Source organism: Klebsiella sp. Lac1, from assembly GCF_009825425.1.
Taxonomy (GTDB): domain Bacteria; phylum Pseudomonadota; class Gammaproteobacteria; order Enterobacterales; family Enterobacteriaceae; genus Klebsiella; species Klebsiella electrica.
Map to the genome: position 1 here is coordinate 406093 of NZ_VJZJ01000001.1, position 23691 is coordinate 429783.

General features: G+C 59.3%; 21 protein-coding genes and 2 pseudogenes. 15 read left to right on the top strand and 8 right to left on the bottom strand.

The genetic code is table 11. The features are described from left to right. Positions 1 to 32: 32 nt before the first annotated feature. Complete coding sequence (fepB, locus tag FNY10_RS01865) at positions 33 to 932, bottom strand: Fe2+-enterobactin ABC transporter substrate-binding protein (RefSeq protein ID WP_160702569.1); 900 nt, start codon at positions 930 to 932, stop codon at positions 33 to 35. Between the two features lie 248 nt (positions 933 to 1180). Here fepB and entC point away from each other — a divergent pair, with 248 nt between their 5' ends. The 7 genes from entC to FNY10_RS01900 all read left to right on the top strand — a co-directional run bounded on the left by entC (position 1181) and on the right by FNY10_RS01900 (position 8988). After that, a complete protein-coding gene (entC, locus tag FNY10_RS01870; RefSeq protein ID WP_160702042.1) occupies positions 1181 to 2356 on the top strand; it encodes an isochorismate synthase EntC in 1176 nt (391 codons plus the stop codon). Between the two features lie 9 nt (positions 2357 to 2365). Beyond that, positions 2366 to 3973, top strand: coding sequence for a (2,3-dihydroxybenzoyl)adenylate synthase EntE (gene entE, locus FNY10_RS01875; protein ID WP_160702567.1), 1608 nt, complete (start codon positions 2366 to 2368; stop codon positions 3971 to 3973). A 13-nt stretch (positions 3974 to 3986) separates the two neighbouring features. Then, entirely contained in the window at positions 3987 to 4838 is an 852-nt protein-coding gene (locus FNY10_RS01880; protein ID WP_160702040.1) for an isochorismatase, read from the top strand. Then, positions 4838 to 5593 carry a 2,3-dihydro-2,3-dihydroxybenzoate dehydrogenase EntA gene (gene entA, locus FNY10_RS01885; protein WP_131047628.1) on the top strand — a complete coding sequence of 252 codons (756 nt, stop codon included), beginning with the start codon at positions 4838 to 4840 and terminating at the stop codon, positions 5591 to 5593. Before FNY10_RS01880 ends, entA begins: the two co-directional genes overlap by 1 nt. Continuing rightward, a complete protein-coding gene (gene entH, locus FNY10_RS01890; RefSeq protein WP_160702038.1) occupies positions 5594 to 6007 on the top strand; it encodes a proofreading thioesterase EntH in 414 nt (137 codons plus the stop codon). It abuts the gene before it with no gap. 627 nt (positions 6008 to 6634) lie between these two features. Further along, positions 6635 to 8740, top strand: a complete 2106-nt coding sequence (cstA, locus tag FNY10_RS01895) for a pyruvate/proton symporter CstA (protein WP_131047629.1) — start codon at positions 6635 to 6637, stop codon at positions 8738 to 8740. Positions 8741 to 8790: 50 nt separating this feature from the next. Next, the gene (locus tag FNY10_RS01900) at positions 8791 to 8988 is read left to right on the top strand and encodes a YbdD/YjiX family protein (RefSeq protein ID WP_032688939.1); all 198 of its coding nucleotides are present in this window, start codon (positions 8791 to 8793) and stop codon (positions 8986 to 8988) included. Between the two features lie 9 nt (positions 8989 to 8997). Here FNY10_RS01900 and FNY10_RS26740 read toward each other — a convergent pair. Together FNY10_RS26740 and FNY10_RS01905 are read right to left on the bottom strand one after the other, a co-directional pair. Next, a pseudogene (locus FNY10_RS26740) lies at positions 8998 to 9063 on the bottom strand (hypothetical protein); the annotation flags it as partial. Between the two features lie 102 nt (positions 9064 to 9165). Next, complete coding sequence (locus FNY10_RS01905; RefSeq protein WP_160702036.1) at positions 9166 to 10263, bottom strand: oxidoreductase; 1098 nt, start codon at positions 10261 to 10263, stop codon at positions 9166 to 9168. 161 nt (positions 10264 to 10424) lie between these two features. On the opposite strand from FNY10_RS01905, the gene FNY10_RS01910 reads away from it, so the two are divergent. The 4 genes from FNY10_RS01910 to FNY10_RS01925 all read left to right on the top strand — a co-directional run bounded on the left by FNY10_RS01910 (position 10425) and on the right by FNY10_RS01925 (position 15333). After that, positions 10425 to 11927, top strand: a complete 1503-nt coding sequence (locus FNY10_RS01910) for a sugar ABC transporter ATP-binding protein (RefSeq protein ID WP_160702034.1) — start codon at positions 10425 to 10427, stop codon at positions 11925 to 11927. Continuing rightward, positions 11924 to 12922 (top strand): ABC transporter permease, encoded by a 999-nt coding sequence (locus FNY10_RS01915; protein ID WP_141965115.1) that lies wholly within the window; start codon positions 11924 to 11926, stop codon positions 12920 to 12922. Before FNY10_RS01910 ends, FNY10_RS01915 begins: the two co-directional genes overlap by 4 nt. 20 nt (positions 12923 to 12942) lie before the next feature. Next, complete coding sequence (locus FNY10_RS01920) at positions 12943 to 14007, top strand: sugar ABC transporter substrate-binding protein (protein WP_160702032.1); 1065 nt, start codon at positions 12943 to 12945, stop codon at positions 14005 to 14007. A gap of 84 nt (positions 14008 to 14091) precedes the next feature. Next, positions 14092 to 15333, top strand: a complete 1242-nt coding sequence (locus tag FNY10_RS01925) for an LVIVD repeat-containing protein (RefSeq protein WP_131047634.1) — start codon at positions 14092 to 14094, stop codon at positions 15331 to 15333. A gap of 171 nt (positions 15334 to 15504) precedes the next feature. On the opposite strand, the gene mtnK is transcribed toward FNY10_RS01925, so the two are convergent. Further along, positions 15505 to 16704 (bottom strand): S-methyl-5-thioribose kinase, encoded by a 1200-nt coding sequence (mtnK, locus tag FNY10_RS01930; protein ID WP_160702030.1) that lies wholly within the window; start codon positions 16702 to 16704, stop codon positions 15505 to 15507. Positions 16705 to 16807: 103 nt separating this feature from the next. Here mtnK and mtnA point away from each other — a divergent pair, with 103 nt between their 5' ends. The 3 genes and pseudogenes from mtnA to FNY10_RS27265 form a co-directional block, all read left to right on the top strand. After that, positions 16808 to 17836, top strand: a complete 1029-nt coding sequence (mtnA, locus tag FNY10_RS01935) for an S-methyl-5-thioribose-1-phosphate isomerase (protein WP_160702028.1) — start codon at positions 16808 to 16810, stop codon at positions 17834 to 17836. A 588-nt stretch (positions 17837 to 18424) separates the two neighbouring features. Then, positions 18425 to 19036, top strand: a complete 612-nt coding sequence (locus tag FNY10_RS01940; protein ID WP_160702026.1) for a methylthioribulose 1-phosphate dehydratase — start codon at positions 18425 to 18427, stop codon at positions 19034 to 19036. Positions 19037 to 19061: 25 nt separating this feature from the next. Next, positions 19062 to 19136, top strand: a pseudogene (locus tag FNY10_RS27265) (hypothetical protein); the annotation flags it as partial. A gap of 86 nt (positions 19137 to 19222) precedes the next feature. Here FNY10_RS27265 and FNY10_RS01945 read toward each other — a convergent pair. Continuing rightward, a complete protein-coding gene (locus tag FNY10_RS01945; protein WP_100685935.1) occupies positions 19223 to 19765 on the bottom strand; it encodes a 1,2-dihydroxy-3-keto-5-methylthiopentene dioxygenase in 543 nt (180 codons plus the stop codon). Continuing rightward, positions 19762 to 20451: an acireductone synthase gene (gene mtnC, locus FNY10_RS01950; RefSeq protein WP_160702025.1), complete on the bottom strand. Its 690-nt coding sequence runs from the start codon at positions 20449 to 20451 to the stop codon at positions 19762 to 19764. The genes FNY10_RS01945 and mtnC overlap by 4 nt, the downstream gene beginning before the upstream one ends. A gap of 169 nt (positions 20452 to 20620) precedes the next feature. Here mtnC and FNY10_RS01955 point away from each other — a divergent pair, with 169 nt between their 5' ends. Further along, positions 20621 to 21766, top strand: a complete 1146-nt coding sequence (locus tag FNY10_RS01955; RefSeq protein ID WP_160702565.1) for a pyridoxal phosphate-dependent aminotransferase — start codon at positions 20621 to 20623, stop codon at positions 21764 to 21766. Here FNY10_RS01955 and FNY10_RS01960 read toward each other — a convergent pair whose 3' ends face one another. Both FNY10_RS01960 and FNY10_RS01965 read right to left on the bottom strand, forming a co-directional pair. Beyond that, positions 21767 to 22393, bottom strand: coding sequence for an IbrB-like domain-containing protein (locus FNY10_RS01960; protein ID WP_141965110.1), 627 nt, complete (start codon positions 22391 to 22393; stop codon positions 21767 to 21769). Then, positions 22378 to 23601, bottom strand: coding sequence for a phosphoadenosine phosphosulfate reductase (locus tag FNY10_RS01965; protein ID WP_131047639.1), 1224 nt, complete (start codon positions 23599 to 23601; stop codon positions 22378 to 22380). Before FNY10_RS01965 ends, FNY10_RS01960 begins: the two co-directional genes overlap by 16 nt. Positions 23602 to 23691 lie beyond the last annotated feature (90 nt).

A 23691-nucleotide genomic window follows, 5' to 3' on the forward strand; every position in this document is an offset into this window, starting at 1 on the left:
CGCGCAGGCGCAGCGCCAGCCGGGAATGAGAGTTAGCCGAAGAGCGTCGTGAGACGCTGCAGTACCAGTATGGCGCTGTAGTAATCGAGGCGAAATGTTTCTGTACCGAGCGGATAGACGCGCTTGTTCTTTACCGCCGGGAGGTGCGCCAGCAGCGGGTTGGCGTAAATCGCCGCCGCATCTTTATCGTCGCCGGCGAACAGGAACAGGCTGTTGCCAGTGAGGCCAGCGGCTAAATTTTCGCCGCCCAGTTGGATAATGTCATGGCGTTTTCCCTGGCTCTGGCTGGTATGCAGACCGGCAGGCAAGGTCGCCAGGGTGAAGCCCAGCTGTTCCAGCATCTGGCCCTGAGCGGATTCCGCCGTCCACAGGTTGGCGCTGTGGGCGGCGGCGGTGTACACCAGCGCGCTCACCGGCTGCGGCGGGAGTTTCATCTGGTGCTTCAGGGTGGCGAGCTGCTTATCGAACTCGGCAATACGCGCCGACGCCTGCTTTTCCTGGCCGGTGATGTGCCCCAGTTCGGTCAGCAGCGCCTGCCAGCTTTTATCGTCGTAATTAATAATGAGCGTCGGCGCGATGGTGGAGAGCTGGTCGTACAGCGCAAGGGCGGAGTCACCGCCGGTGGCGCTAATCAGAATCAGATCCGGCATTTGCGCGGCCACGGCCTCGGCGCTGGGTTCGCCGATATACAGGCGCGCGAGATTACGCTCTTTCGCGACGGCGCTCCACTGACGCAGAAATCCCTGAGCGTCGGCCACGCGGTTATTCGGCGTGGTGGCGCCGCTGGCGACCACCGGCGCGTCAATCGCCAGCAGCGAGCCGGTGAGGGTGACGCTGGTGGAGACAATGCGCAGGGGTTTGCTTTCCAGCGTATGCTCACCGCGGCTATCGGTCACCTGACGAGGCCAGTCGGCCGCCAGAGCTGAAGTCATTGCTAAAAGCGCCAGCCCGCAGGCCAGCAGGGTACGGCGACATAATGTGGACAAATTCACGTATTCGCATCCTGGTTAAGTTGATATAAATGCGTCTCATTTTCAACTTTGTCACGCATGGATGCAAGCCTAAGTCGCACAACATGCCGTTTGTACGGTTGACATGGCAGGCAATACCTTTTAGGTTACCCAACAAAAATATAAATGATAATTATTCGTAATATCTTTATCGTTTTTTGGAGGATGATATGGAAACGTCACTGGCCGAGGAGGTACGGGAACAAAATATGACTCTGTCGCCGGAAAGCTTCTTCTTTATGTCGCCGCACCGCAGTTTTCAGACCGCGGGCTGTTTTCGCCGTTTTTCCCATTCTGCCGCCGATGGCGCGCTGCTCAACGGCAAATTCCAGCACCACATGGCGGCCGCGTTCACCGACGCGAAGGCTGCCGGGATCCGTAAACCGGTGATGGTCGGCGCTATCCCGTTTGATACCAACCAGCCTTCCGAGCTGTTTATTCCTGAGAGCCTGGAGCACTTCTCCCGTACCGGTAAACAACAGTCGGCGCGCTACTCCTGCACCCGGACGGCAATGGATGTCGTGGCGCGTCAGGACATTCCGCAACAGGATGTGTTTATGGCGATGGTGGAGCGGGCCGCTGAGCTGACCGCGACGCCGGAAGTGGACAAGGTTGTCCTGTCGCGCCTGATCGATATTACCACCCGCGAATGCGTGGACAGCGGCGCGTTGCTTGAGCGCCTGATCGCGCAGAATCCTGCCAGCTTTAATTTCCACGTGCCGCTCTCCGACGGCGGCGTACTGCTGGGTGCCAGCCCGGAACTGCTGCTACGCAAAGAGGGCGATCGTTTCAGCTCCCTGCCGCTGGCCGGTTCGGCCCGTCGCCAGCCGGATGACGTGCTGGATCGCGAAGCGGGTAACAAACTGCTGACATCCGGAAAAGATCGCCACGAGCACGAACTGGTGACCCAGGCGATGAAGACGGTGCTGACGCCGCGCTGTCGTGCGCTGTCGCTGCCGGATTCTCCGCAACTGGTCACCACGCCGACGCTGTGGCATCTGGCGACGCCGATTGAAGGGACAGCGCTGGCGCAGGAAAACGCGATGTCGCTGGCCTGCCTGCTGCATCCGACCCCGGCCCTGAGCGGTTTCCCCCATCAGGTGGCGAAACGGCTGATTGCCGAGCTGGAACCGTTCGATCGCCAGCTGTTCGGCGGCATCGTTGGCTGGTGTGATGACGAAGGGAACGGCGAGTGGGTGGTGACGATTCGCTGCGCCCGCCTGCGCAATCGCACGCTGCGTCTGTTCGCCGGCGCGGGGATTGTCCCGGCCTCCTCTCCGCTAGGGGAGTGGCGCGAAACCGGCGTCAAACTGACGACCATGCTGAATGTGTTTGGCTTGAATTAAGAGGCGATGATGATTGCATTTAACCGCTGGCCGGAAAGTTTTGCCGCCCGCTACCGCGAAAAGGGCTACTGGCAGGATCTGCCGCTCACCAACCTGATTACCCGTCACGCCGACAGCGACGCCATCGCCATTATCGACGGTGCTAAGCAGTACAGCTATCGTCAGTTCAATCAGCTGGTGGATAACCTGGCCTCATCGCTTCAGCATCTGGGGCTCAAGCGCGGCGAAACCGCGCTGGTGCAGTTGGGCAACGTCGCCGAGTTCTACATCACCCTGTTCGCGCTGCTGCGCATCGGGGTGGCGCCGGTGAACGCGTTGTTCAGCCATCAGCGCAGCGAGCTGAATGCCTACGCGACGCAAATTGAGCCCGCGCTGCTGATTGCCGATCGCGAGCATGCGCTGTTTGCCGCTGACCATTTCCTGAATAGCTTTGTTGAGCAGCACGCGTCAGTACGGGTTGTGCTGCTGCGCAACGATTGCGGCGAATACGATCTGGCGGCGGCGATTGCGCGGCCAGCGGAGAACTTTATCGCTAATCCGACACCTGCCGATGAAGTGGCCTTTTTCCAGCTCTCCGGCGGCAGTACCGGTACGCCGAAGCTGATACCTCGCACCCATAACGACTACGACTACAGCATCCGTCGCAGTAACGAAATTTGCGGCATCAGCGCGCAAACCCGCTACCTCAACGCGCTGCCCGCCGCCCACAACTACGCGATGAGCTCGCCGGGTTCCCTTGGCGTGTTTCTCGCCGGTGGCCGGGTGATTCTGGCCGCCGATCCGAGCGCAACCCTGTGCTTCCCGCTGATCGAGCAACATCAGATTAACGTCGCTGCGCTGGTACCGCCGGCGGTCAGCCTGTGGCTACAGGCGATCCGCGAAGGGGCCGGGAATGCGCCGCTGCGTTCGCTGACGCTGCTGCAGGTCGGCGGCGCGCGCCTGTCGGCAACGCTGGCGGCGCGGATCCCGGCGGAGATTGGCTGCCAGCTTCAGCAGGTCTTCGGCATGGCGGAAGGGCTGGTGAACTACACCCGCCTCAACGACAGCCTTGAACGCATTATCAATACCCAGGGTTGCCCGATGTGCCCGGACGATGAGGTCTGGGTCGCCGATGCCGACGGCAACCCGCTGCCGCGCGGCGAGGTGGGGCGTCTGATGACCCGGGGTCCATACACTTTCCGCGGCTACTACAACAGTCCGCAGCACAACGCCGAAGCGTTTGATGCCGATGGTTTTTACTGTTCCGGCGATCTTATCTCGATCGACGAGGACGGCTACATCACCGTGCAGGGGCGGGAAAAAGATCAGATTAACCGCGGCGGCGAGAAGATCGCGGCGGAGGAGGTTGAAAACCTGCTGCTGCGTCATCCGGCGGTGATCCATGCCGCGCTGGTCAGCATGGAAGATAGCCTGCTGGGCGAGAAAAGCTGCGCGTACCTGGTGGTGAAAGAGCCGCTGCGTGCGGTGGCGGTACGTCGCTTCCTGCGCGAGCAGGGCGTCGCGGAATTTAAACTGCCGGACCGCGTGGAGTGCGTGGATGCGCTGCCGCTGACGCCGGTGGGCAAAGTCGATAAAAAACAATTACGCCAGTGGCTGGCTTCACGCGAGCCGGGCTGAAGGAGAAAAGAGAATGGCCATCCCTCAATTACAGGCTTACGTGCTGCCGGAAGCCAGCGACATCCCGGTGAATAAAGTGAACTGGGCCTTTGAGCCTTCCCGCGCTGCGCTGTTGATCCACGATATGCAGGAGTATTTCCTCAACTTCTGGGGGAAAGACAGCGCGATGATGGCGAAAGTGGTGGCGAACATTGCCGCGCTGCGCGAGTTCTGCAAACGGAATAACATTCCGGTGTTTTACACCGCGCAGCCGAAAGAGCAAAGCGATGAAGATCGCGCCCTGCTAAATGATATGTGGGGGCCGGGGTTGACCCGTTCACCGGAGCAGCAGCGGGTGATTGCCGCGCTGGCGCCGGATGAACACGACACCGTGCTGGTGAAGTGGCGCTACAGCGCGTTTCACCGTTCGCCGCTGGAAGAGAGGCTCAAAGAGAGCGGCCGCGATCAGCTGATTATCACCGGCGTCTATGCCCATATTGGCTGTATGACCACCGCGACCGACGCCTTTATGCGCGATATTAAACCGTTCTTCGTCGCCGATGCGCTGGCGGACTTTAGCCGCGAAGAACATCTGATGTCGCTGAAATATGTTGCCGGCCGCTGCGGTCGCGTCGTCATGACCGAAGAGCTGCTGCCGCTGCCGGCCTCAAAAACGGCGCTGCGGGCGCTGGTGCTGCCGCTGCTCGATGAATCCGACGAGCCCATGGATGACGAAAACCTGATCGACTACGGTCTGGACTCCGTACGCATGATGGCGCTGGCCGCCCGTTGGCGCAAAATGCACGGTGATATTGACTTCGTGATGCTGGCGAAAAACCCGACCATTGACGCCTGGTGGGCGCTGCTCTCCCGTGAGGTGAAATAATGGCCGCGCTGGATTTTCAGGGGCAAACCGTTTGGGTCACCGGCGCCGGTAAAGGCATTGGTTACGCGACGGCGCTGGCGTTTGTCGAAGCCGGCGCCCGGGTAAGCGGTTTCGATCTCGCGTTTGAGGGGGATGACTATCCCTTTGCCACCCACACGCTGGATGTTGCCAATGCGCAGCAGGTGGCCGGGGTCTGCGGACATCTGCTGCAAGGCATTGACCGGCTGGATGTGCTGGTTAACGCCGCGGGAATTTTGCGCATGGGCGCGACCGACGAGCTGAGTCTGGACGCATGGCAGCAGACTTTCGCCGTCAACGTCGGCGGGGCGTTTAACCTGTTTCAGCAGACGATGGGCCAGTTCCGTCGCCAGCAGGGCGGAGCCATCGTCACCGTCGCCTCCGATGCCGCGCATACGCCGCGCATCGGCATGAGCGCCTACGGCGCCTCAAAGGCGGCGCTGAAAAGTCTGGCGCTGACCGTGGGCCTCGAGCTGGCGGGCAGCGGCGTACGCTGCAACCTGGTCTCTCCGGGCTCCACCGACACCGATATGCAGCGCACGCTGTGGCTGAGTGAGGATGCCGAGCAGCGCCGTATCCGCGGTTTCGGCGAGCAGTTTAAGCTCGGGATCCCGTTGGGTAAAATTGCGCGCCCGCAGGAGATTGCCAGCACGATCCTGTTCCTCGCTTCCGATCACGCCAGCCATATCACGCTGCAGGATATCGTGGTCGACGGCGGCTCGACGCTGGGGGCGTAAATGGCCTGGAAACGTCAGTTGACGCTGGAGGCGCTTAATGCCACCAGCGAAAATACGATGGTGGCGCATCTGGGGATCGTCTACACCCGGCTGGAAGAGGGGCTGCTGGAGGCGAGTATGCCGGTTGATGCGCGTACGCATCAGCCGTTTGGTCTGCTGCACGGCGGAGCGTCGGCGGCGCTGGCGGAGACGCTGGGGTCGATGGCCGGCTGGCTGATGAGCGAAGAGGGGCAGTGCCTGGTGGGGACCGAGCTGAATGCGACCCATCATCGGGCGGTCTCAAGCGGTCGCGTGCGCGGCGAGTGTCGCCCTCTACACCTGGGACGTCAGAATCAGAGCTGGGAGATTGCGGTGTTCGACGAGCGGGGCCGCCGCTGCTGTACCTGCCGCCTGAGCACGGCGGTCCTCGGCTGAGGAGGGCTGATCCCGGCTGGCGGCGTAAACGCCTTAGCCGGGCTACGGGTCCCACGGGTCCTTCGTGTTGCGATATGTCTGCGGCTGACTCCCCGGTGGCGCTACGCTTACCGGGGCTACGGGTGCTACGGGTCCTTCGTGTTGCGATATGTCTGTGGCTGACTCCCCGGTGGCGCTACGCTTACCGGGGCTACGGGTCCCACGGGTCCTTCGTGTTGCGATATGTCTGCGGCTGGTTCCCCGGTGGCGCTACGCTTACCGGGGCTACGGGTCCCACGGGTCCCACGGGTCCTTCGTGTTGCGATATGTCTGCGGCTGGTTCCCCGGTGGCGCTACGCTTACCGGGGCTACGGGTCCTGGGCTACGTCTCTGTTTTCCTGGCTGTGCGGTCGGGTAGCCCGGATAAGGCGTTTACGCCGCAATCCGGGGGGCGTCTGACGATGTATCATGTAGCGCTTTCTTGCTGGCGATACATTCCATTTTCCCTTCAGAAGTGATCTCGCTAGCAATGTGAGATAAATCCTTGCCTTTGCACGACATCTGTACGGTTTCAATGTTGTTAAACCCGGCGTTGTGTTCTAGAAACAAAATGTAACATTCTGATTACCTTACCGGTGGAACGCAACGATGAATCATTCAGGGAAATACCTCATCTGGACATTGCTCTCGGTTGTCGGAGCCTTTGCCCTCGGCTACATCGCCTTAAACCGGGGTGAACAGATTAATGCGTTATGGATTGTCGTCGCGGCAGTCTGCATTTATCTGATTGCCTATCGTTTTTACGGTCTCTATATCGCCAACAATGTGCTGGCGGTTGACCCTACGCGCATGACCCCCGCCGTTCGTCACAACGACGGCCTTGATTATGTCCCGACCGATAAAAAAGTGCTGTTCGGTCATCATTTTGCGGCGATTGCCGGTGCAGGGCCGCTGGTGGGGCCGGTGCTGGCGGCGCAAATGGGCTATCTGCCGGGAATGATCTGGATCCTCGCCGGGGTGGTGCTGGCTGGCGCGGTGCAGGACTTTATGGTGCTGTTTGTTTCGACCCGCCGCGATGGACGATCTCTCGGCGAGCTGGTGAAAGAAGAGATGGGGCCAACCGCTGGCGTGCTGGCGCTGGTGGCCTGCTTTATGATTATGGTGATTATCCTCGCGGTACTGGCGATGATCGTGGTCAAAGCGCTGACCCACAGCCCGTGGGGTACCTATACCGTGGCCTTTACTATCCCGCTGGCGATCTTTATGGGGATCTACATTCGCTACCTGCGTCCGGGACGCATCGGCGAAGTGTCGGTGATTGGTCTGGTGATGCTGGTGTTCGCGATTGTCTCCGGCGGGTGGGTGGCGGAAAGCCCGACCTGGGCGCCGTGGTTTGATTATACCGGCGTACAGCTGACCTGGATTCTGGTGGGCTATGGTTTTATTGCCGCCGTTCTTCCGGTGTGGCTGCTATTGGCGCCGCGTGATTACCTGTCGACCTTCCTGAAAATCGGCACCATCGTCGGGCTGGCGATTGGTATTTTGATTATGCGCCCGACGCTGACCATGCCGGCGCTGACCAAATTTATTGACGGCACCGGCCCGGTCTGGTCCGGCAGCATGTTCCCGTTCCTGTTTATCACCATCGCCTGCGGCGCGGTCTCCGGCTTCCATGCGCTGATTTCATCCGGGACCACGCCGAAGATGCTGGCGAATGAGGGCCAGGCCTGCTTTATCGGCTATGGCGGCATGCTGATGGAGTCCTTTGTCGCCATCATGGCGCTGGTGGCGGCCTGCGTTATCGATCCGGGCGTCTACTTTGCGATGAACAGCCCGATGGCGGTACTGGCGCCGGCTGGCACCACCGATGTGGTGGCCTCTGCCGCGCAGGTGGTCAGCAGCTGGGGCTTTAGCATTACGCCGGATACGCTGCGCCAGATAGCCAGCGAAGTGGGCGAGCAGTCGATCATCTCGCGGGCAGGCGGCGCGCCGACGCTGGCGGTGGGGATGGCCTACATCCTGCACGGCTCGCTGGGCGGCCTGATGGATGTCTCCTTCTGGTATCACTTCGCCATTCTGTTTGAAGCGCTGTTCATCCTGACGGCGGTTGATGCCGGGACCCGTGCGGCGCGCTTTATGCTGCAGGATTTGCTGGGCGTGATAAGCCCAGGCCTGAAGAAAACCAACTCGCTGCCGGCCAACCTGCTGGCGACCGGGCTTTGCGTGCTGGCGTGGGGATACTTCCTGCATCAAGGGGTTGTTGACCCGCTCGGCGGGATTAACACCCTGTGGCCGCTGTTTGGTATCGCGAACCAGATGCTGGCGGGGATGGCATTGATGCTGTGTGCGGTGGTACTGTTTAAAATGAAGCGCGAACGCTATGCCTGGGTGGCGCTGCTGCCGACGACCTGGCTGTTGATTTGCACCCTGACCGCCGGCTGGCAGAAGTCGTTCAGCCCGGATACCAAAGTCGGCTTCCTGGCGATTGCCAATAAGTTCCAGGCGATGATCGACAGCGGTACGATTCCGCCTCAGTACACCGAATCTCAGCTGGCGCAGCTGGTCTTTAACAACCGCCTGGATGCGGGGTTAACCCTCTTCTTTATGGTGGTCGTGGTGGTGCTGGCGTTCTTCTCCATCAAAACCGCGCTGGCGGCGTTGAAAGAGGATAAACCGACGGCGAAAGAGACGCCTTATGAGGCGTTACCTGACGGCGCAGAGCCGATGGCGGCTCAGGCAAAGCGCGCACATTAAACCTAACCCCCTTTTCGCGTGCGGAAAGGGGGGAGTCATGAGAGAGCACTATGTTTGATACCCTTTCGAAAGCCGGGAAGTATTTGGGTCAGGCGGCGAAAATGATGATCGGCGTGCCCGATTACGATAATTATGTCGAGCATATTCGCCAGACGCATCCTGAGCAAACGCCGATGACCTATGAAGAGTTCTTTCGCGAGCGACAGGATGCGCGCTACGGCGGAAAAGGCGGCGCGAAGTGTTGTTAAGCCCTTCCTTCAGGCATTAAGTCCCCCATCAACATCCAGACCGGTAGCGGAGATTTGTCCGGCTGCCGGGCTGGCCCCGGTAACCAACGTTTTTTTACCCGTTCACTCGATCTGCATGATGACCTCGTACTGTGAGTGGCAGATGCATCATGAGGTACAGAGCGAGATTCCCGTCCGTCAATGCACCTGTCTGCGGAAGTTTTCCACTTTCTCAAACGCGGCGGCCAGGCTTTGCGGCGTTAGTTCCACCGGCAGGAAGTGGATTGATTCCACCGGGCGCAGAGTATGGGCGATGACCCGATCCAGTTCGTCGCGGTTGTGGATATCCACGTCGAGTTCCGCCAGGGTGGTGGGCAGGTTGAAACGCTGCCAGGCGTTAATCAACTGAGCCAGCACATCGTCCTGACCCAGCAGGGCGCTTTGCACCAGAATGCCGTAGGCGACCTTGGTGCCATGCAGGAATTTATCGGTCTGCGGCAGAATTGTCAGGCCGTTATGCACCGCATGGGCGGCGGCGACGCGGGTATAGCGTTCGCCTAAGCCGCCGACCATCCCGCCGCCAGCGATAATGGCATCCGTCACATCGCGGAACGCCTGCGACAGCTCGCCGTGCTGCTGATCCGCCAGCGCGGTCTCGCTGCTTTTCAGCAGAACGTCGCGAATGGCCAGCGCGCCGTTAATCCCCAGGCGTACGGTCAGCGGCAACGTTTCCGGTTTCGGTGCCAGCACCACCGCCTCATACCATTTCGCCAGCGTATCGCCGATTCCCGCCAGCAGATATTCCGCCGGGGCGTTGAGGATGATTTGCGGCTCCACCAGCACCAGGAAGTTGGCATCATCGAAGATTTCAAAATGCAGCGCCTGCCCGGCGTCGTTGTACCACACCGACAGCGGGGTCCACGCGGCACAGGTGGCGGCGATGGTCGGAATGGCTACCACCGGCAGGCCTAAGCGGCGGGCCACGGCCTTGGCGGTATCCAGCAGTGCGCCGCCGCCGACGCCGATCACCACGGCCCGGTCATCCCCGGCTTCGGCGACCAGCTGCGCGACGTCGCTTTCGCTGCAGTGCCCGCTAAACAGCACTTTTTTGGCGCCGACGGCGTGAAACGCCTGCGGCAGGAACGCCTGCGCACCGGCGATGGCGCGCTCGCCGTAGATCCAGATGGCGCGGGTAAGCTGCTCGTCACTGTAAAAATCGTGCAGGCGGGCAAGGCTGCCGTCATGGGAAAAATAGTTAGCCGGGCCGGGTACTACGCGGATATCGCTGTTGCTCATGAACGCTGTCCTTATTTCGTTTCGCTAACCTGATGTTATGTCTGGACATCCGGATGGCTAATATTATTTCGTTTTATCTTATGCCTTTTACGCAGTTGTCAGTCAAGGTCGGCTGTGAAAAATTCGTTAAATCAGAATATTAATCGTAAAGGTCCCGGCGGATGACAGTGAATCGTCTTGAGATGAACAACATTAATCTGGCCTTTTCCGGTTTCAGGGCGCTGAGCAATGTGGCGTTCACCCTGCGGGGAGGGTCGGTACACGCGCTGACCGGTGCTAACGGGGCGGGGAAATCGACGCTGATGGCGGTGCTGTGCGGAACGCACGCCCACTATGAGGGCGAGATCGTCATCAATAACCAGCCGGTGAGCGTTCGCTCGCCGCGGGATGCGAAACAGCTGGGCATTCATCTGGTGCAGCAGGAGGTCGATGTGGCGCTGGTGCCCGGCCTGTCCATTGCGGAAAACATTATGCTGGATCGCCTGGCGGAGCCGGGGCTGGGCTTTAGCTGGCGCGCGGTGCGCGAACAGGCGCGCGAGGCTCTGGCCCAACTGGATATTACGCTCGATGTGCGTCGCCCCATCGACAGCTGTACCCTCGCGGAGAAGCAGCAGATTCTGCTGGCCCGCGCGCTGTCGCACCATTGCCGGTTTTTGATTCTGGATGAACCTACCGCGCCGCTCGATCAGCATGAAAGCGAGCGCCTGTTTACGGTGGTACGCCGCCTGCAACAGCAGGGGATCGGCGTGGTGTTTATCTCCCACCGCATTCATGAGCTGAAGGCTATCTGCGACACCCTGACGGTGTTGCGCGACGGGAAGCTGATTGAGAGCTGCCCGATGAACGATCTGAGCGGCGAGCAGATCGTCGAGAAGATGCTCGGCCACGAGCTGAGCGATATCTTCCCGCCGAAACGTCCGCCGCACGGCGAAGAGATTCTGTTACAGGTTGACGGTCTGCATGATGAGGGGCTGCTGCAGGATATTTCGCTGCGTCTGCGCAAAGGCGAAATCCTTGGTATCGCCGGCCTGGCCGGGGCGGGAAAAACCGAACTGTGCAAAGCGCTGTTTGGCGCCAGCAAAAGCCGCCTGACGCGCGGGGAGTTGAACAGCCAGCCGTGGCGACCTCGCGACCCGGCCGATTCTGTGCTGCGCGGGCTGGCGCTGGTGCCGGAAGAGCGGCGCAAAGAGGGCATTTTTATCGAAGAACCGATCGGTATGAATCTGGCGGTTAGCGCCGATAACAGCTTTTCGCGCTGGAGCCTGTTCGGCCATCGCCAGGCATGGCGCTGGGCGGAAGAGGTGATTGCCCGCATCGGCATTCGTACAACCGGTCCGGGCCAGACCCTGCGTCGGCTGTCCGGCGGTAATCAGCAGAAGGTGGCGATCGGCAAATGGCTGCGCGGCAACGCCAACGTCTTGATATTCGATGAGCCGACCAAGGGCGTCGATGTGAAAGCAAAAACCGACCTGTTCACCCTGATCGACGGGCTGGCGCGAGAGGGCAAAGGGGTGATTTATGCCTCGGGCGAATTTTCTGAGCTGGTGGGATTGTGCGACCGCATTTGCGTGTTGTGGGATGGTCGTATCGTCGCAGAAATACCGGGCGCTGAGGCCCGGGAAGAGACACTACTTTATTACTCCACCGGAGGAGCAGCAGCGTGAGCAAGGCCCTGACAGTGAACGCGACGGCATCGGGTCGTCAGCGATTTTTTGATTTTCTTTATAAATGGGGCATGTTGCTGACCGTGGTGGCGCTGATCGCCGTTTTTGGCCTCGCCTCGGACAACTTCCTCGACCCGTTCAATATCATCAACATTTTGCGCTCCATCGCCATTGTGACGGTGATTGCGATTGGCGTCTCTGTGTCGTTGACCATCGGCGGCTTTGACCTGTCGGTGGGCTCAACGGCCTCGCTGGCAAACGCGCTGGTTATCTCGCTGTTTGTCTGGCACGGCTTTGGCACTACTGAGGCGATCCTAGTCACCCTGGCGCTCTGTACGCTGGTGGGGCTGTTCAACGCTTTTTTGATTGTCGTCCTGCGCATTCCCGACATGCTCGCCACCCTCGCCAGCCTGTTTGTGATTCAGGGCGTGGCAATGACCTACAGCTACGGCGGCTCGATTACCGAGAATATGGTATTGCCAAGCGGTGACATGGCGGAAGGGGTGATTCCGGCCGCCTTCGGTGCGTTGGGACAGGTGCCTACGATTGTGATAGTGATGCTGGTGGTGACCGTGGTTGCCCAGCTGGCGCTCTCGTTCACCACGCACGGGCGCAGAATGTACGCCATCGGCGGAAACCCAGAGGCTGCGCGGCTCTCCGGGCTGCGCATCACCCGCTATAAAGTGGCGGCCTATGTTATCGCCTCGCTGCTGGCCGGGCTGGGCGGCATTTTACTGGCCTCGCGCATCGGTTCCTCGCAGGTTAATGCTGGCAGCGGCTACCTGATGGATGCGGTGGCGGCGGCGTGGATTGGCTTTTCCCTGGCGGGTTCAGGTAAACCAAACGCGCTGGGCACGCTGGTCGGCGCGGTGATTCTTGGCGTGCTTTCCAACGGTCTGGTGATGCTGTCGGTGCCGTATTACGCCATGGACATTATTAAAGGGCTGGTGCTGGCTGGCGCGCTCGCACTGACCTACTTTCAGCGCCGCACATAAAATTTTACAGGGTAAACACCATGAAAAAGATAACGCTTTCACTGATCGCCTTGGGGTTGTTCAACTCTGCGGCGGCCTTTGCGGAAACCCCGACGCCGATCCCGGCGGCGATTGCCGAACATAGCGGTCCGATTCGCATTGCGGTTATCCGTAATCTGGGATCCGACGATAACACCACCCAGTTTGTCTCCGGGGCGATTCAGGAGGGGAAAAAGCTCGGTTTTAAAATCAGCACCTTCCTGAGTAACGGCGATGACGCCAAATTCCAGGACTTCGTTAACCAGGCAATTAGCCAGAAATACGACGGCATTATTCTCTCCCAGGGACGCGATCCGTACTCGACTGCGCTGGTGAAAAAAGCGGTGGACGCCGGGATTAAAGTCGCCGTGTTCGATACTGCGGTTAACGGCGAGATCCCCGGCGTCACCGTCACCCAACAGGATGACGCCTCGCTGACCGATCTCTCCTTTGGCCAACTGGTGAAAGACTTCAACGGCAAAGCCAACATCGTCAAACTGTGGGTCGCCGGTTTCCCGCCGATGGAGCGCCGCCAGGCAGCGTACCAGACGTTGCTGAAGCAAAACCCGGGGATTAAAGAGCTGGAGTCGATTGGCGCCGTCTCTTCCGACGTGCAGGGCGACACCGCCAATAAGGTCGGCGCGATTCTGGCCAAATACCCGAAAGGCAAGATCGATGCGATTTGGGGAACCTGGGATGCGTTCAGCCAGGGGGCCTATAAAGCGCTGAAGGAGAACGGTCGCAGCGAGATTAAACTCTACAGCATTGATATTTCTAACCAGGACCTGCAATTGATGCGTGAATCCGGCAGCCCGTGGAAGGTGAGCGTGGCGGTGGATCCGAAGCTTATCGGCGCCACCAACGTGCGGCTGATCGCCAATAAGATTGCCGGGGAGCTGACCCCTGCCACCTACGACTTCAAAGCGGCGGCTATTCCGCAGGCGCTGCTGGCGGCGCAGCCGGGGGCGGTGAACGTTGCCTCGCTGGGTAAAATCATTCCGGGCTGGGGCCAGACGGAAGACTTTATCGCCCCGTGGTTCGCCACTCTCGAAGCGAAGAATAAATAACAACTGCCGGGTGGCGGCGGCGCCTTACCCGGCCTACAGCCGTAGGCGCGGTAAGCGCGGCGCTACCGGACAACAGGAGGTTGCGTGACGGCGTTACCCACACCAGAATACAGCCGCAATATGCGGTTGATTGGGCATAGCGATCAGGGAGGACGCCCCGACGGCGTCCAGCTCATGGTACACCGTGGCTTTGCGTATATCGGCCATATGGTGTCGCAGGGTTTTTCGGTGGTGGACGTGCGCGATCCGGCGCATCCGAAAGCGGTAAACTACGTTGCCGCGCCGCCGGGGACCTGGAACGTGCATTTGCAGGCGCATGATGATCTCCTGCTGGTCATTAATGCCCGCGATCTGTTTGCCGACACCCGCTTTGCCGACGAGAAGGTGTATTACACCCGCTCGGTGGGCGAGACGGTCAGCGATGTGCAGGATCGCGGCTGGAGCGCCGGGCTGCGCGTGTTCGATATTTCGCGTCCGGAGCATCCGCGCGAGATTGGCTTTTTGTCGCTCAGCGGTATCGGCATTCATCGGATCTGGTACGTTGGCGGTCGTTGGGCCTACGTTTCCGCGCTGATCGACGGTTTTAGCGATTATATCTTCCTGACTATCGATCTGGCGGATCCGCGCAAGCCGCAAGTGGCCGGGCGCTGGTGGTTGCCGGGGATGAACCAGGCGGCGGGGGAGACCCCGCAGTGGCCGGAAGGCAAGCGCTATGCCTTGCATCACGCGATTATTGCCGGCGATACCGCTTACGGTAGCTGGCGCGACGGCGGCCTGACGCTGCTCGACGTGAAGGACAGAACCCAGCCGCAACTGATCAGCCATCGCAACTGGAGCCCGCCGTTTGGCGGCGGAACCCATACCGCGTTGCCGCTGCCGGACCGGGATCTGCTGGTGGTGCTGGATGAGGCGGTGCTCGATAACCAGCAGGATGGCGAGAAGCTGATCTGGCTGTTTGATATCCGCGAACCGACAAACCCGGTGAGTATCTCCACGTTCCCGCAGCCGGATGAAGCCGACTACGTGGCGAAAGGGGCGCACTTTGGTCCGCATAATCTGCATGAGAATCGCCCCGGCAGCTTTATCAGCTCAACGCTGATTTTCGCCACTTACCAGAATGCGGGCGTTCGCGCTTACGATATTTCCAACCCTTACCGACCGCTGGAGACCGGGGCGCTGGTGCCTGCCGCCCCGGCGAAAATGATGGATACCCGTCCGGGTCGTCCGCAGGTGATTCAGTCCTGCGACGTGTTCGTCGATGCCCAGGGAATTATCTACAGCACGGATTACAATGGCGGGCTGTCGGTGATTGAGTATCGCGGATAGTTTTTTGCCGGGTGGCGCTGCGCTTACCCGGCCTACAAAACCCCGGACGAGATGCCGGATAAGGCGTCAGGCGCGTAGGCCGGAGAAGGCATCAGGACCCTATGCCGGGAAGATGTCAAAGAGCCGTAGGCCGGGTAAGGCGTAAGCCGCCACCCGGCATACAGACTGCGCTTAGCTGTACTGCCGCACCCGTGCCACCAGCTCTTCGGCGTTGTCGATACGGTCGGCAATCACAATCAATGCTTTACCCAGGGTGATTGCGTGGCGCAGGCACTCGTGGCGCATGGCCGCATCCTGAATCGTCTCGATATCGGCGACGTGGGACAGGCCGACGCTGCGGCGAATCAACTCGGTGCCGCAGAAGCCAATCGCATCGTGCCACACTTTTTTCAGGAACGTGGAGGCATAGCCGGGCCAGGCCAGCGCCGCATCGCGCGTTTTCTCCGCCGCCAGAGAGTGGAAGCGTTCGGCAAAAGTATTCCACAGCGTCTGAATATCGTGCAGACGCTGTTCGCGAGCCGCGGCGGCATCGCGAATGCCCAGATGTCCCGGCAGGCCGCAGTAGTTCAACAACAGGTTGCCGATAGCGGTCCCGATATCAAAACCTATCGGACCGAAATAGCCGAATTCCGCGTCGATGGCTTTAAAACTCTCCTCGGCGACAAAAATGGAACCGCTGTGAATATCGCCGTGCAGCAAGGCTTCGGCGTGCGAGAAGAAGCGATGTTTCAGCGATGCGACCGCCAGCCTGAGCGACGCGTCGTCACGCAGAGCGGCCACTTCAGCTTCCAGCTCGGCCGGGTAGTTATTGCGTTCGTGAAGCTGATACGGGTCGTTGAAAAACAGGTCTTCGGTGATTTCGCACATCTCCGGATTGATAAACCGGGCGACCTGCGCCTTTTTCTCGTGCGGATGGAGGTAGAAATCACTGGTATGAAACAGCGCCTGGGCCAGGTATTCCCCTAGCTGGCTGGCGGCCTGCGGGTAGTAAACGTTGTTAATCAGCTCGCCGCGCCAGATACGGTGATCGGAGAGATCCTCCATCACCATGACCGCCAGCTCGGGGTCGAAGTGGTGGATTTTCACCGTGTGCTGCGGGGCGTGCTGGTAGTGCGCCACCAGAGTTTGCGCCTCAAGACGGGCGCGGTCGAGGGTCAGCGGCCAGGATTCCCCTACGCAGCGAACGTAGGGCAGGGCCTGCTTCACGACAACGCGGCTCACGCCGTGGGTATCATAAATCTTAAAGACCAGGTTGAGGTTACCGTCCCCCACTTCCTGCGCGGACACCAGCTCAGACGGGTCATCGATGCCGCCAAATTGTTGTGCGTATGCCACGGCATCGCCGGGGGTGAAGGTATGGTATTGCGACATTGCCTCGATCCTCAAAAGTTCTGATTAAGCCGTTCAGACGTCTATACTTCTGGATTTCATCCTGACACAATGTGACACAACAACGCAACAGGGATTTAACGATATGCAGACACTACAGACCACCAGCCTGCGGGTAAGCGAAAATCAGCTTTTTATTCTTGATCAGCAGGCATTGCCGCAGGAAAAACGCTGGCTGGCGGCGGATAACGTTTCGTTGCTGATGGACCATATTCACGCGCTGCGGGTGCGCGGGGCGCCGTTAATCGGCCTGTCGGCCAGTCTGCTGCTGGCGCTGCTGGCCCGGCGCGGCCTCAGCCGGGACGAACTGGCTCAGGCGCTGGAAACGCTGCGCGCTGCGCGCCCGACGGCGGTAAACCTGATGAACAATCTCGATCGCATGAAGCTGGCGCTGGCAGCAGAGGACTATGCCGAGGCGCTGGAAGCGGAAGCGCTGCGCCTGATCGCGGAAGATAAACAGCTGTGCGCCAGTATCGCCGAGGCGGGCAGCGCGCTGGTGACGCCAGGCAGTCGCCTGCTGACGCATTGTAATACCGGCGGTCTGGCGACGGCGGGCGTAGGGACGGCGCTGGGAGTGATTGCGCTGGCCCATCAGCGCGGGCGGGTGGAAAACGTCTGGGTCGACGAGACGCGTCCGCTGCTGCAGGGCGGGCGACTGACCGCCTGGGAGCTGGGCGAACTGGGGGTGCCTTACCAGCTGATTACCGATTCGATGGCCGCCAGTCTGATGGCTAAAGGGCAGGTTGATGCCGTATGGGTCGGGGCTGACCGTATCGCGGCTAACGGCGATGTGGCGAATAAGATAGGCACCTACTCGCTGGCGGTACTGGCGAAGTATCACGCTATTCCGTTCTACGTGGCGGCACCGCAAACCACTCTCGATCGCCATTGTCCGAACGGCGAGGCGATCCCGATTGAGCAGCGGGCGGCAGCGGAAGTCACCGGCGTCGCCGGCAGCTTTGGCGCGGTGCAGTGGGCGCCGAAAGATGCCGCCGTTTACAATCCGGCCTTTGACGTCACCCCCGCGGCGCTGATTAGCGGCTGGGTGCTGGATAGCGGCGTGGTCACCCCGGAGCAGGTGGCGGCCGGGGCGTTTGCGCCAGCAACGGCCTGAGCCAGAACGCCAGGTGGCCGCAGCTTCGCGTGAGTGAATGGGCATTCTGCATATTTTGCCCGGTGGCGGCTGACGCCTTACCGGGCCTACGGGGGGAGGTTACCTACGGGGTGTGGAGCGGGCAATGTCCGAGATGCGCGCATCGCACTTCTTTCCCACAGAACGATCCCCCGTCTTTTTGACCGCCGGTAGCCGGTAATATGGGGAGCATGAAAAGTCTCGGTTATGTCATTGTTAAAAACCGTGATTTCATATGCATTTCTGATATAACCATTACCCATGTAAGCCTTTACTGAAATATTGTTCACTTAAGCTGGCGGTGTTAGTATCGGATAAATAGCCATTTAGACGGCTAAAGAATCTTTCGTCAGGCTATTTTATTGGCCATTTGGACCACGGCTGTGAGCACAAAACTCGTCGAGTTTTGAGCGCCTTTGATGGCGGCCCGAAGGGGGAACGTCGCGAATGCTCCTCACGTACTGCGTGTACGTTCCGGGTGTTGCGCGCTGTCCATGTCCAGACTGCCCGCAACAATAACGCCTGCCCGTACAGGTTCTCAAATTAACATCGCTAAACTAAGGAACTGCTATGTGGCAAGAAAGACTCGCGCAGCTGGTTACCACCTGTCATTGGATCGGCGCGAAAGGCTGGGCGCCGGCGACCGGCGGCAATATGTCGGTGCGTCAGGATGAGACCTGGTGCTGGCTTAGCGAGTCGGGGCGCGATAAAGGCAGCCTGACGACGGAGGATTTCCTGCAGGTGGAGATCGCCAGCAATAAAGCGCCTTCCGGGCGTAAACCGTCTGCTGAAACCGGTCTGCATACGCTGGTGTATCGCCTGCTTCCTGAGGCTAACGTCGTGCTGCACGTCCATACCGTCAACGCGACGGTGCTGTCGCGCATCGAGAAGAGCGGGACGCTGGCGCTGCAGGGCTATGAAATGCAGAAAACCCTGACCGGTCAGCACAGTCACCTCGATAGCGTACCGGTGGCGATTTTCGATAACGATCAGGATATCGACGCTCTGGCGGCGCGCATTGAAGATTATGCGCAGACCAACCCGCTGCGCTACGGCTTCCTGCTGCGTGGCCACGGTCTGACCTGCTGGGGCAAAGATATTAATGAGGCCCGTCGCCAGCTGGAAGGACTGGAGTTTCTGTTCGAGTGCGAGCTGATGCGCCGCCGCTACGAGCGCGACTAAATTTCACTCCACTAACGGGTCAGGCATGGATTTTTATCCCGGAATCGATATCGGCACCTCGCGCGTGAAAGCGCTGCTGTTTGATGAACACTTGCAGGCGCTTCGCTGGCATGTGCCTACGGGAAGCTATGGATGGCGTAGGCCGGGTCAGGCGTAGCCGCCACCCGGCGCTAGCGCATTGTGGCGTTATGCCAGCCGCGGGTAGGCGTTGGCGATATCGTTGCCGGTAAATTTCGCCACCCAACCTTCCGGGTTGTCGAAAATGCGGATAGCGGTGAAATCAGGCTCCGGGCCCATATCAAACCAGTGCGGCGTATTGGCCGGTACTGAAATCAGATCGTTCTTCTCGCACAGCACCTGAAACACTTCATTGCCGATATGCAGGCAGAACAGCCCGGCGCCTTCAACAAAAAAGCGGACCTCGTCTTCACCGTGGGTGTGTTCGTTGAGAAACTTCGCGCGTAGCGCCTCTTTCTGCGGATTATCCGCGCGCAGGCTGATGACATCCCAGCTCTGGTAACCTTTTTCCGCCACCAGCTTCGCGATAGCGTGTTGATAGGCTTCAAGCACCGTCTCGGATGTCGGAGAAGGGCCTAAATCACGGTCGGCCTGCCAGCGTTCGAAGCGCACGCCTTTGGCGTTGAGCTGCTGCTGGATTTCATCGCCGTCGGTGCTATGCCAGAGAGGGGTACCGGCGTCTTTTTCTGAATAAATCGTTAATGCGCTCATGCTGGGATCTGCTCCGGATAAATGTCGTCAAAACGCTGAACTTGCGGGTGATGGCTGGCAGGATCGCGGTCGCCGCGCACCAGCTGGATCGTGCGAAAACCGGCGGCTTCTGCCGCATCCAGCTCCTGATGAATATCGGAGAGGAACAGAATCGTCGCCGGATGATGCCCCAACTGTTCGGCAATATTGCGATAGGACTGCGTTTCTCGCTTGGCTCCCGTCAAGGTATCGAAATAGCCACTGAACAGATGAGTAATATCACCTTCATCGCTGTAGCCAAATAACAATTTCTGCGCCGCAACGGATCCAGAGGAATATATGTATAAATCAATTCCCTGAGACTTCCATTTTTCCAGCGCGGGCAGAACGTCCGGATAGAGATGGCCGGTAAAGTCGCCGTTAACATAGCCCTTGCGCCAGATAATGCCCTGCAGCGCCTTGAGCGCCGTTGACTTGCGGTCTTCATCCATAAAGGCCAGCAGGGTATCAATCAGTTCGGCGGCGCTGGCGGCGGGGTTGCCGATTTCCGTTCGCAGATTATCAAGGATCGTCTTCACCGGCTCGGCGTACTGTTGCGCGGTGACAAAGGCCGCCAGCCGCTCGCGGGCGTATGGAAACAGAACGTTGTGGACAAAAGAAATGTCGCTGGTGGTACCTTCAATATCGGTCACGATAGCGCGGATCATGGTTTCTCCAGAGTAGGCGGTGCGCCGTGATAGGGCTGCTTCAGGCGAGAACCGGCATAACATTATCATTTAGACGTCTAAGCGTCTTGATTGCCAAATACTAACATCGTGTTATAGTGGCTTCAACAACAGCATTACAATCGGTAATTATACAATGAGCAATAAGCCACTGATTCCTGAAAGTAAACTCCCTTCGCTTGGCACCACCATATTTACCCAGATGAGCGCGCTGGCGCAGGAACACCGGGCGATCAACCTGTCGCAGGGGTTCCCGGATTTTGACGGGCCGCGCTACCTGCAGGAGCGCCTGGCGTATCATGTCGCTCAGGGGGCTAACCAGTACGCGCCGATGACCGGTGTCCCGGCCTTGCGTGAGGCGATTGCCGATAAAACCGCTGAACTGTACGGCTATCGCCCGGATGCCAACAGCGATATAACCGTCACGGCGGGGGCGACCGAAGCGCTGTATGCGGCGATTACCGCGCTGGTCCGCACCGGCGATGAGGTTATCTGTTTTGACCCAAGCTACGACAGCTACGCGCCGGCCGTGGAGTTGTCCGGCGGCGTGTTGAAACGTATCGCTTTGCAGCCGCCCCATTTTCGCGTTGACTGGCAAGAATTTGCCGCGGCGCTTAGTGAGCGTACCCGGCTGGTTATCCTGAACACGCCGCATAATCCGTCGGCGACGGTCTGGCAGCGCGAGGATTTTGCCGCGTTGTGGCAGGCGATAGCTGACCATCAAATTTATGTGATCAGCGATGAGGTCTATGAGCATATTTGCTTTGCGTCGCACGGGCACGCCAGCGTACTGGCCCACCCGCAGCTGCGCGAACGGGCGGTGGCGGTCTCTTCTTTTGGTAAAACCTTCCACATGACCGGCTGGAAAGTGGGGTACTGCGTGGCGCCGGCGGCGATAAGTGCCGAGCTGCGCAAGGTTCATCAGTATCTGACCTTCGCGGTGAATACGCCGGCTCAGCTGGCAATCGCCGATATGCTGCGCCATGAGCCGGAGCACTATCGCCAGCTGCCGGAATTCTACCGCGAGCGGCGAGACTTGTTTGTCGATGCCCTGCGCAGCAGCCGTCTGGAGATTCTTCCTTGCGAGGGCACCTACTTCCTGCTGGCTGACTACAGTGCGATTTCCGATCTCGACGATGTGAGCTTCTGCCGTTGGCTGACGACCGAAGTGGGCGTCGCGGCGATCCCGCTGTCGGTGTTCTGCGCCGATCCGTTCCCGCACAAGCTCATCCGCCTGTGCTTTGCAAAACAGCCGGCAACTCTGCTGGCCGCAGCGGAACGTCTCTGCCAGCTGTAGTTATTTTACGGTCCACGCCTGAGAAAATTGCCGGTCGCCAAACAGTTCGGCAAGACCGTTAATTTGTTTCAGGCGTAACACCTCGTCAGCGTCCATACCCAGCTCCTGACTGATTTTCGCGTCTGACCAACCCAGGTTTGCCAGCTCATGGACGATTTCTGACATGGCCGGGATCTGATGGCGGCCCCGCGCGCGGTTATGGCGAATGGTCGCCGCCATCAGCGTATCGCGACTGGCTGAATGGTTTTCCAGGCAGGCGACCGGCAGATAGCCGTTTAACTGCTGTTTTAACGGCGCTTTGTTTCTGGCAAGCTCGTGGCGATGGAATCCGTCGACGATGGTGTAGCGCGCCTCATCTTGTCTGAGCACCACAATGGGTTGCGTAAAACCGTCCGTTTGCAGCGAAGTGAGCAGCAGGCGTTTTTCCGGCGGGGCGAGGTTGTTGGGGTTGTAATCATTTGGCGAAACGCGCTCCTGCTTTACCCACAGCACGCAGTCAACGGGATGGGATTTGAACGGGCTGTAATGGTGTAAAAGCTGGCGAAAAGCGTTCAGCGCCTCAACGCGCTCCGCATCCTGAAGAGTGTTCAGATAGCGCTCAAGGTCGTGCATTATTTGTTGTTGCATAAGATCCCCCACTGCTGGCGTTTTTGACTCATTCGTTCGCGGTAGCGCCGGTAATGGCTGGGTTTGGTCGGGCTGAAAGAGAGCATGCGGCACCAGTAATCGTTATTCAGTAGCACTTTGCAGATGCGTCGCCAGGACGGAATATCCTTGGCGCCGGTATCGGCCTTCTGGAGGTCAGGTATATCCTCCATCCCCTGTTTTTGATACCAGCGCAGATAGACGGCAATTTTATTCCGGTAATGTTCGGCCGTTTTTTCCGGCATGCTGTCGAGTAAAAACAGGGCGTAGCTCTTCCAGCTATGATGTCCGGGCTTCTCCAGCTTGCGATGCCCGTAGAACTGGTTATCCTGGCCGGCGTAGATGCCGCCGCCGCACGCGCCGCTTACCCGCTGACACATGGCGGCCCAGCGTTCAGGTTCCAGTACGTGATAAAGCCAAAGTCCCTGGCGTTGTTCCGGACCGAAAGGTTCACAGATACGCATGTAGCGCAGCGGTACACCGGCCTGATACATCAGATCATAGAGTGGGTTATAAGTGAGTCCGCTTTTGGCAAACCAGGTCCAGATATCGGCGGTTTTCCAGTCATAAATAGGGTAGGCGTACCACGCGTGGCCTCCCGGCGCTGCGGTGGTCCAGGGTTTATCATCGGCAAAGCGCTGTTTGCGCCGCGACGAGATGGTGATGAATCGGTTAAGGGATTCATCCGCGCGGATGCCAACTAAGACCGCAGCGGGACGGCTCGCGGCAAACCAGTCGGCGAATTCGCGAACAAAGTTTTCGAAGCTCATCCCCGGGACATAAAAAGAGAAATAGCCGGGGTCGGTAATGGCATGCGGCGGCGGCTGGCGCACCCATCGGGCGTCTGGTTGCCAGCATTGCCATTCCGGCGTGAACTGACTGAGTGAGTTCTGCGTGGTCAACGGCAGGGCAACCCAAAAAAACTGTTCGATGACATCCTGATACGCTTCCCGGAGCGCTTCGCAATGGGTAATGGTGCAGGAGAACTGCGCTTCCCAGTCGATAAACAGCACGCTAATTTTGCGGCCTGTACGTCGTGCGTGAAGCGCGGTCAGATGCAGCATCAGGGTGGAGTCCTTGCCGCCGGAAAAAGAGACGCAGAGACGAGGGAAATTATCCATCACCCATTCAATGCGTTTCTGCGCGGCCTGCAGAACGGACTCGGGCAACGGGTATTTTATTAATGTCACGATCTCTGTTCCTTAGGTGCAGTTGACGATTTAATGGCATGTCATGCTACGACAGAAAATAATCTCCGTCATTTTTTATGGTTTTATATT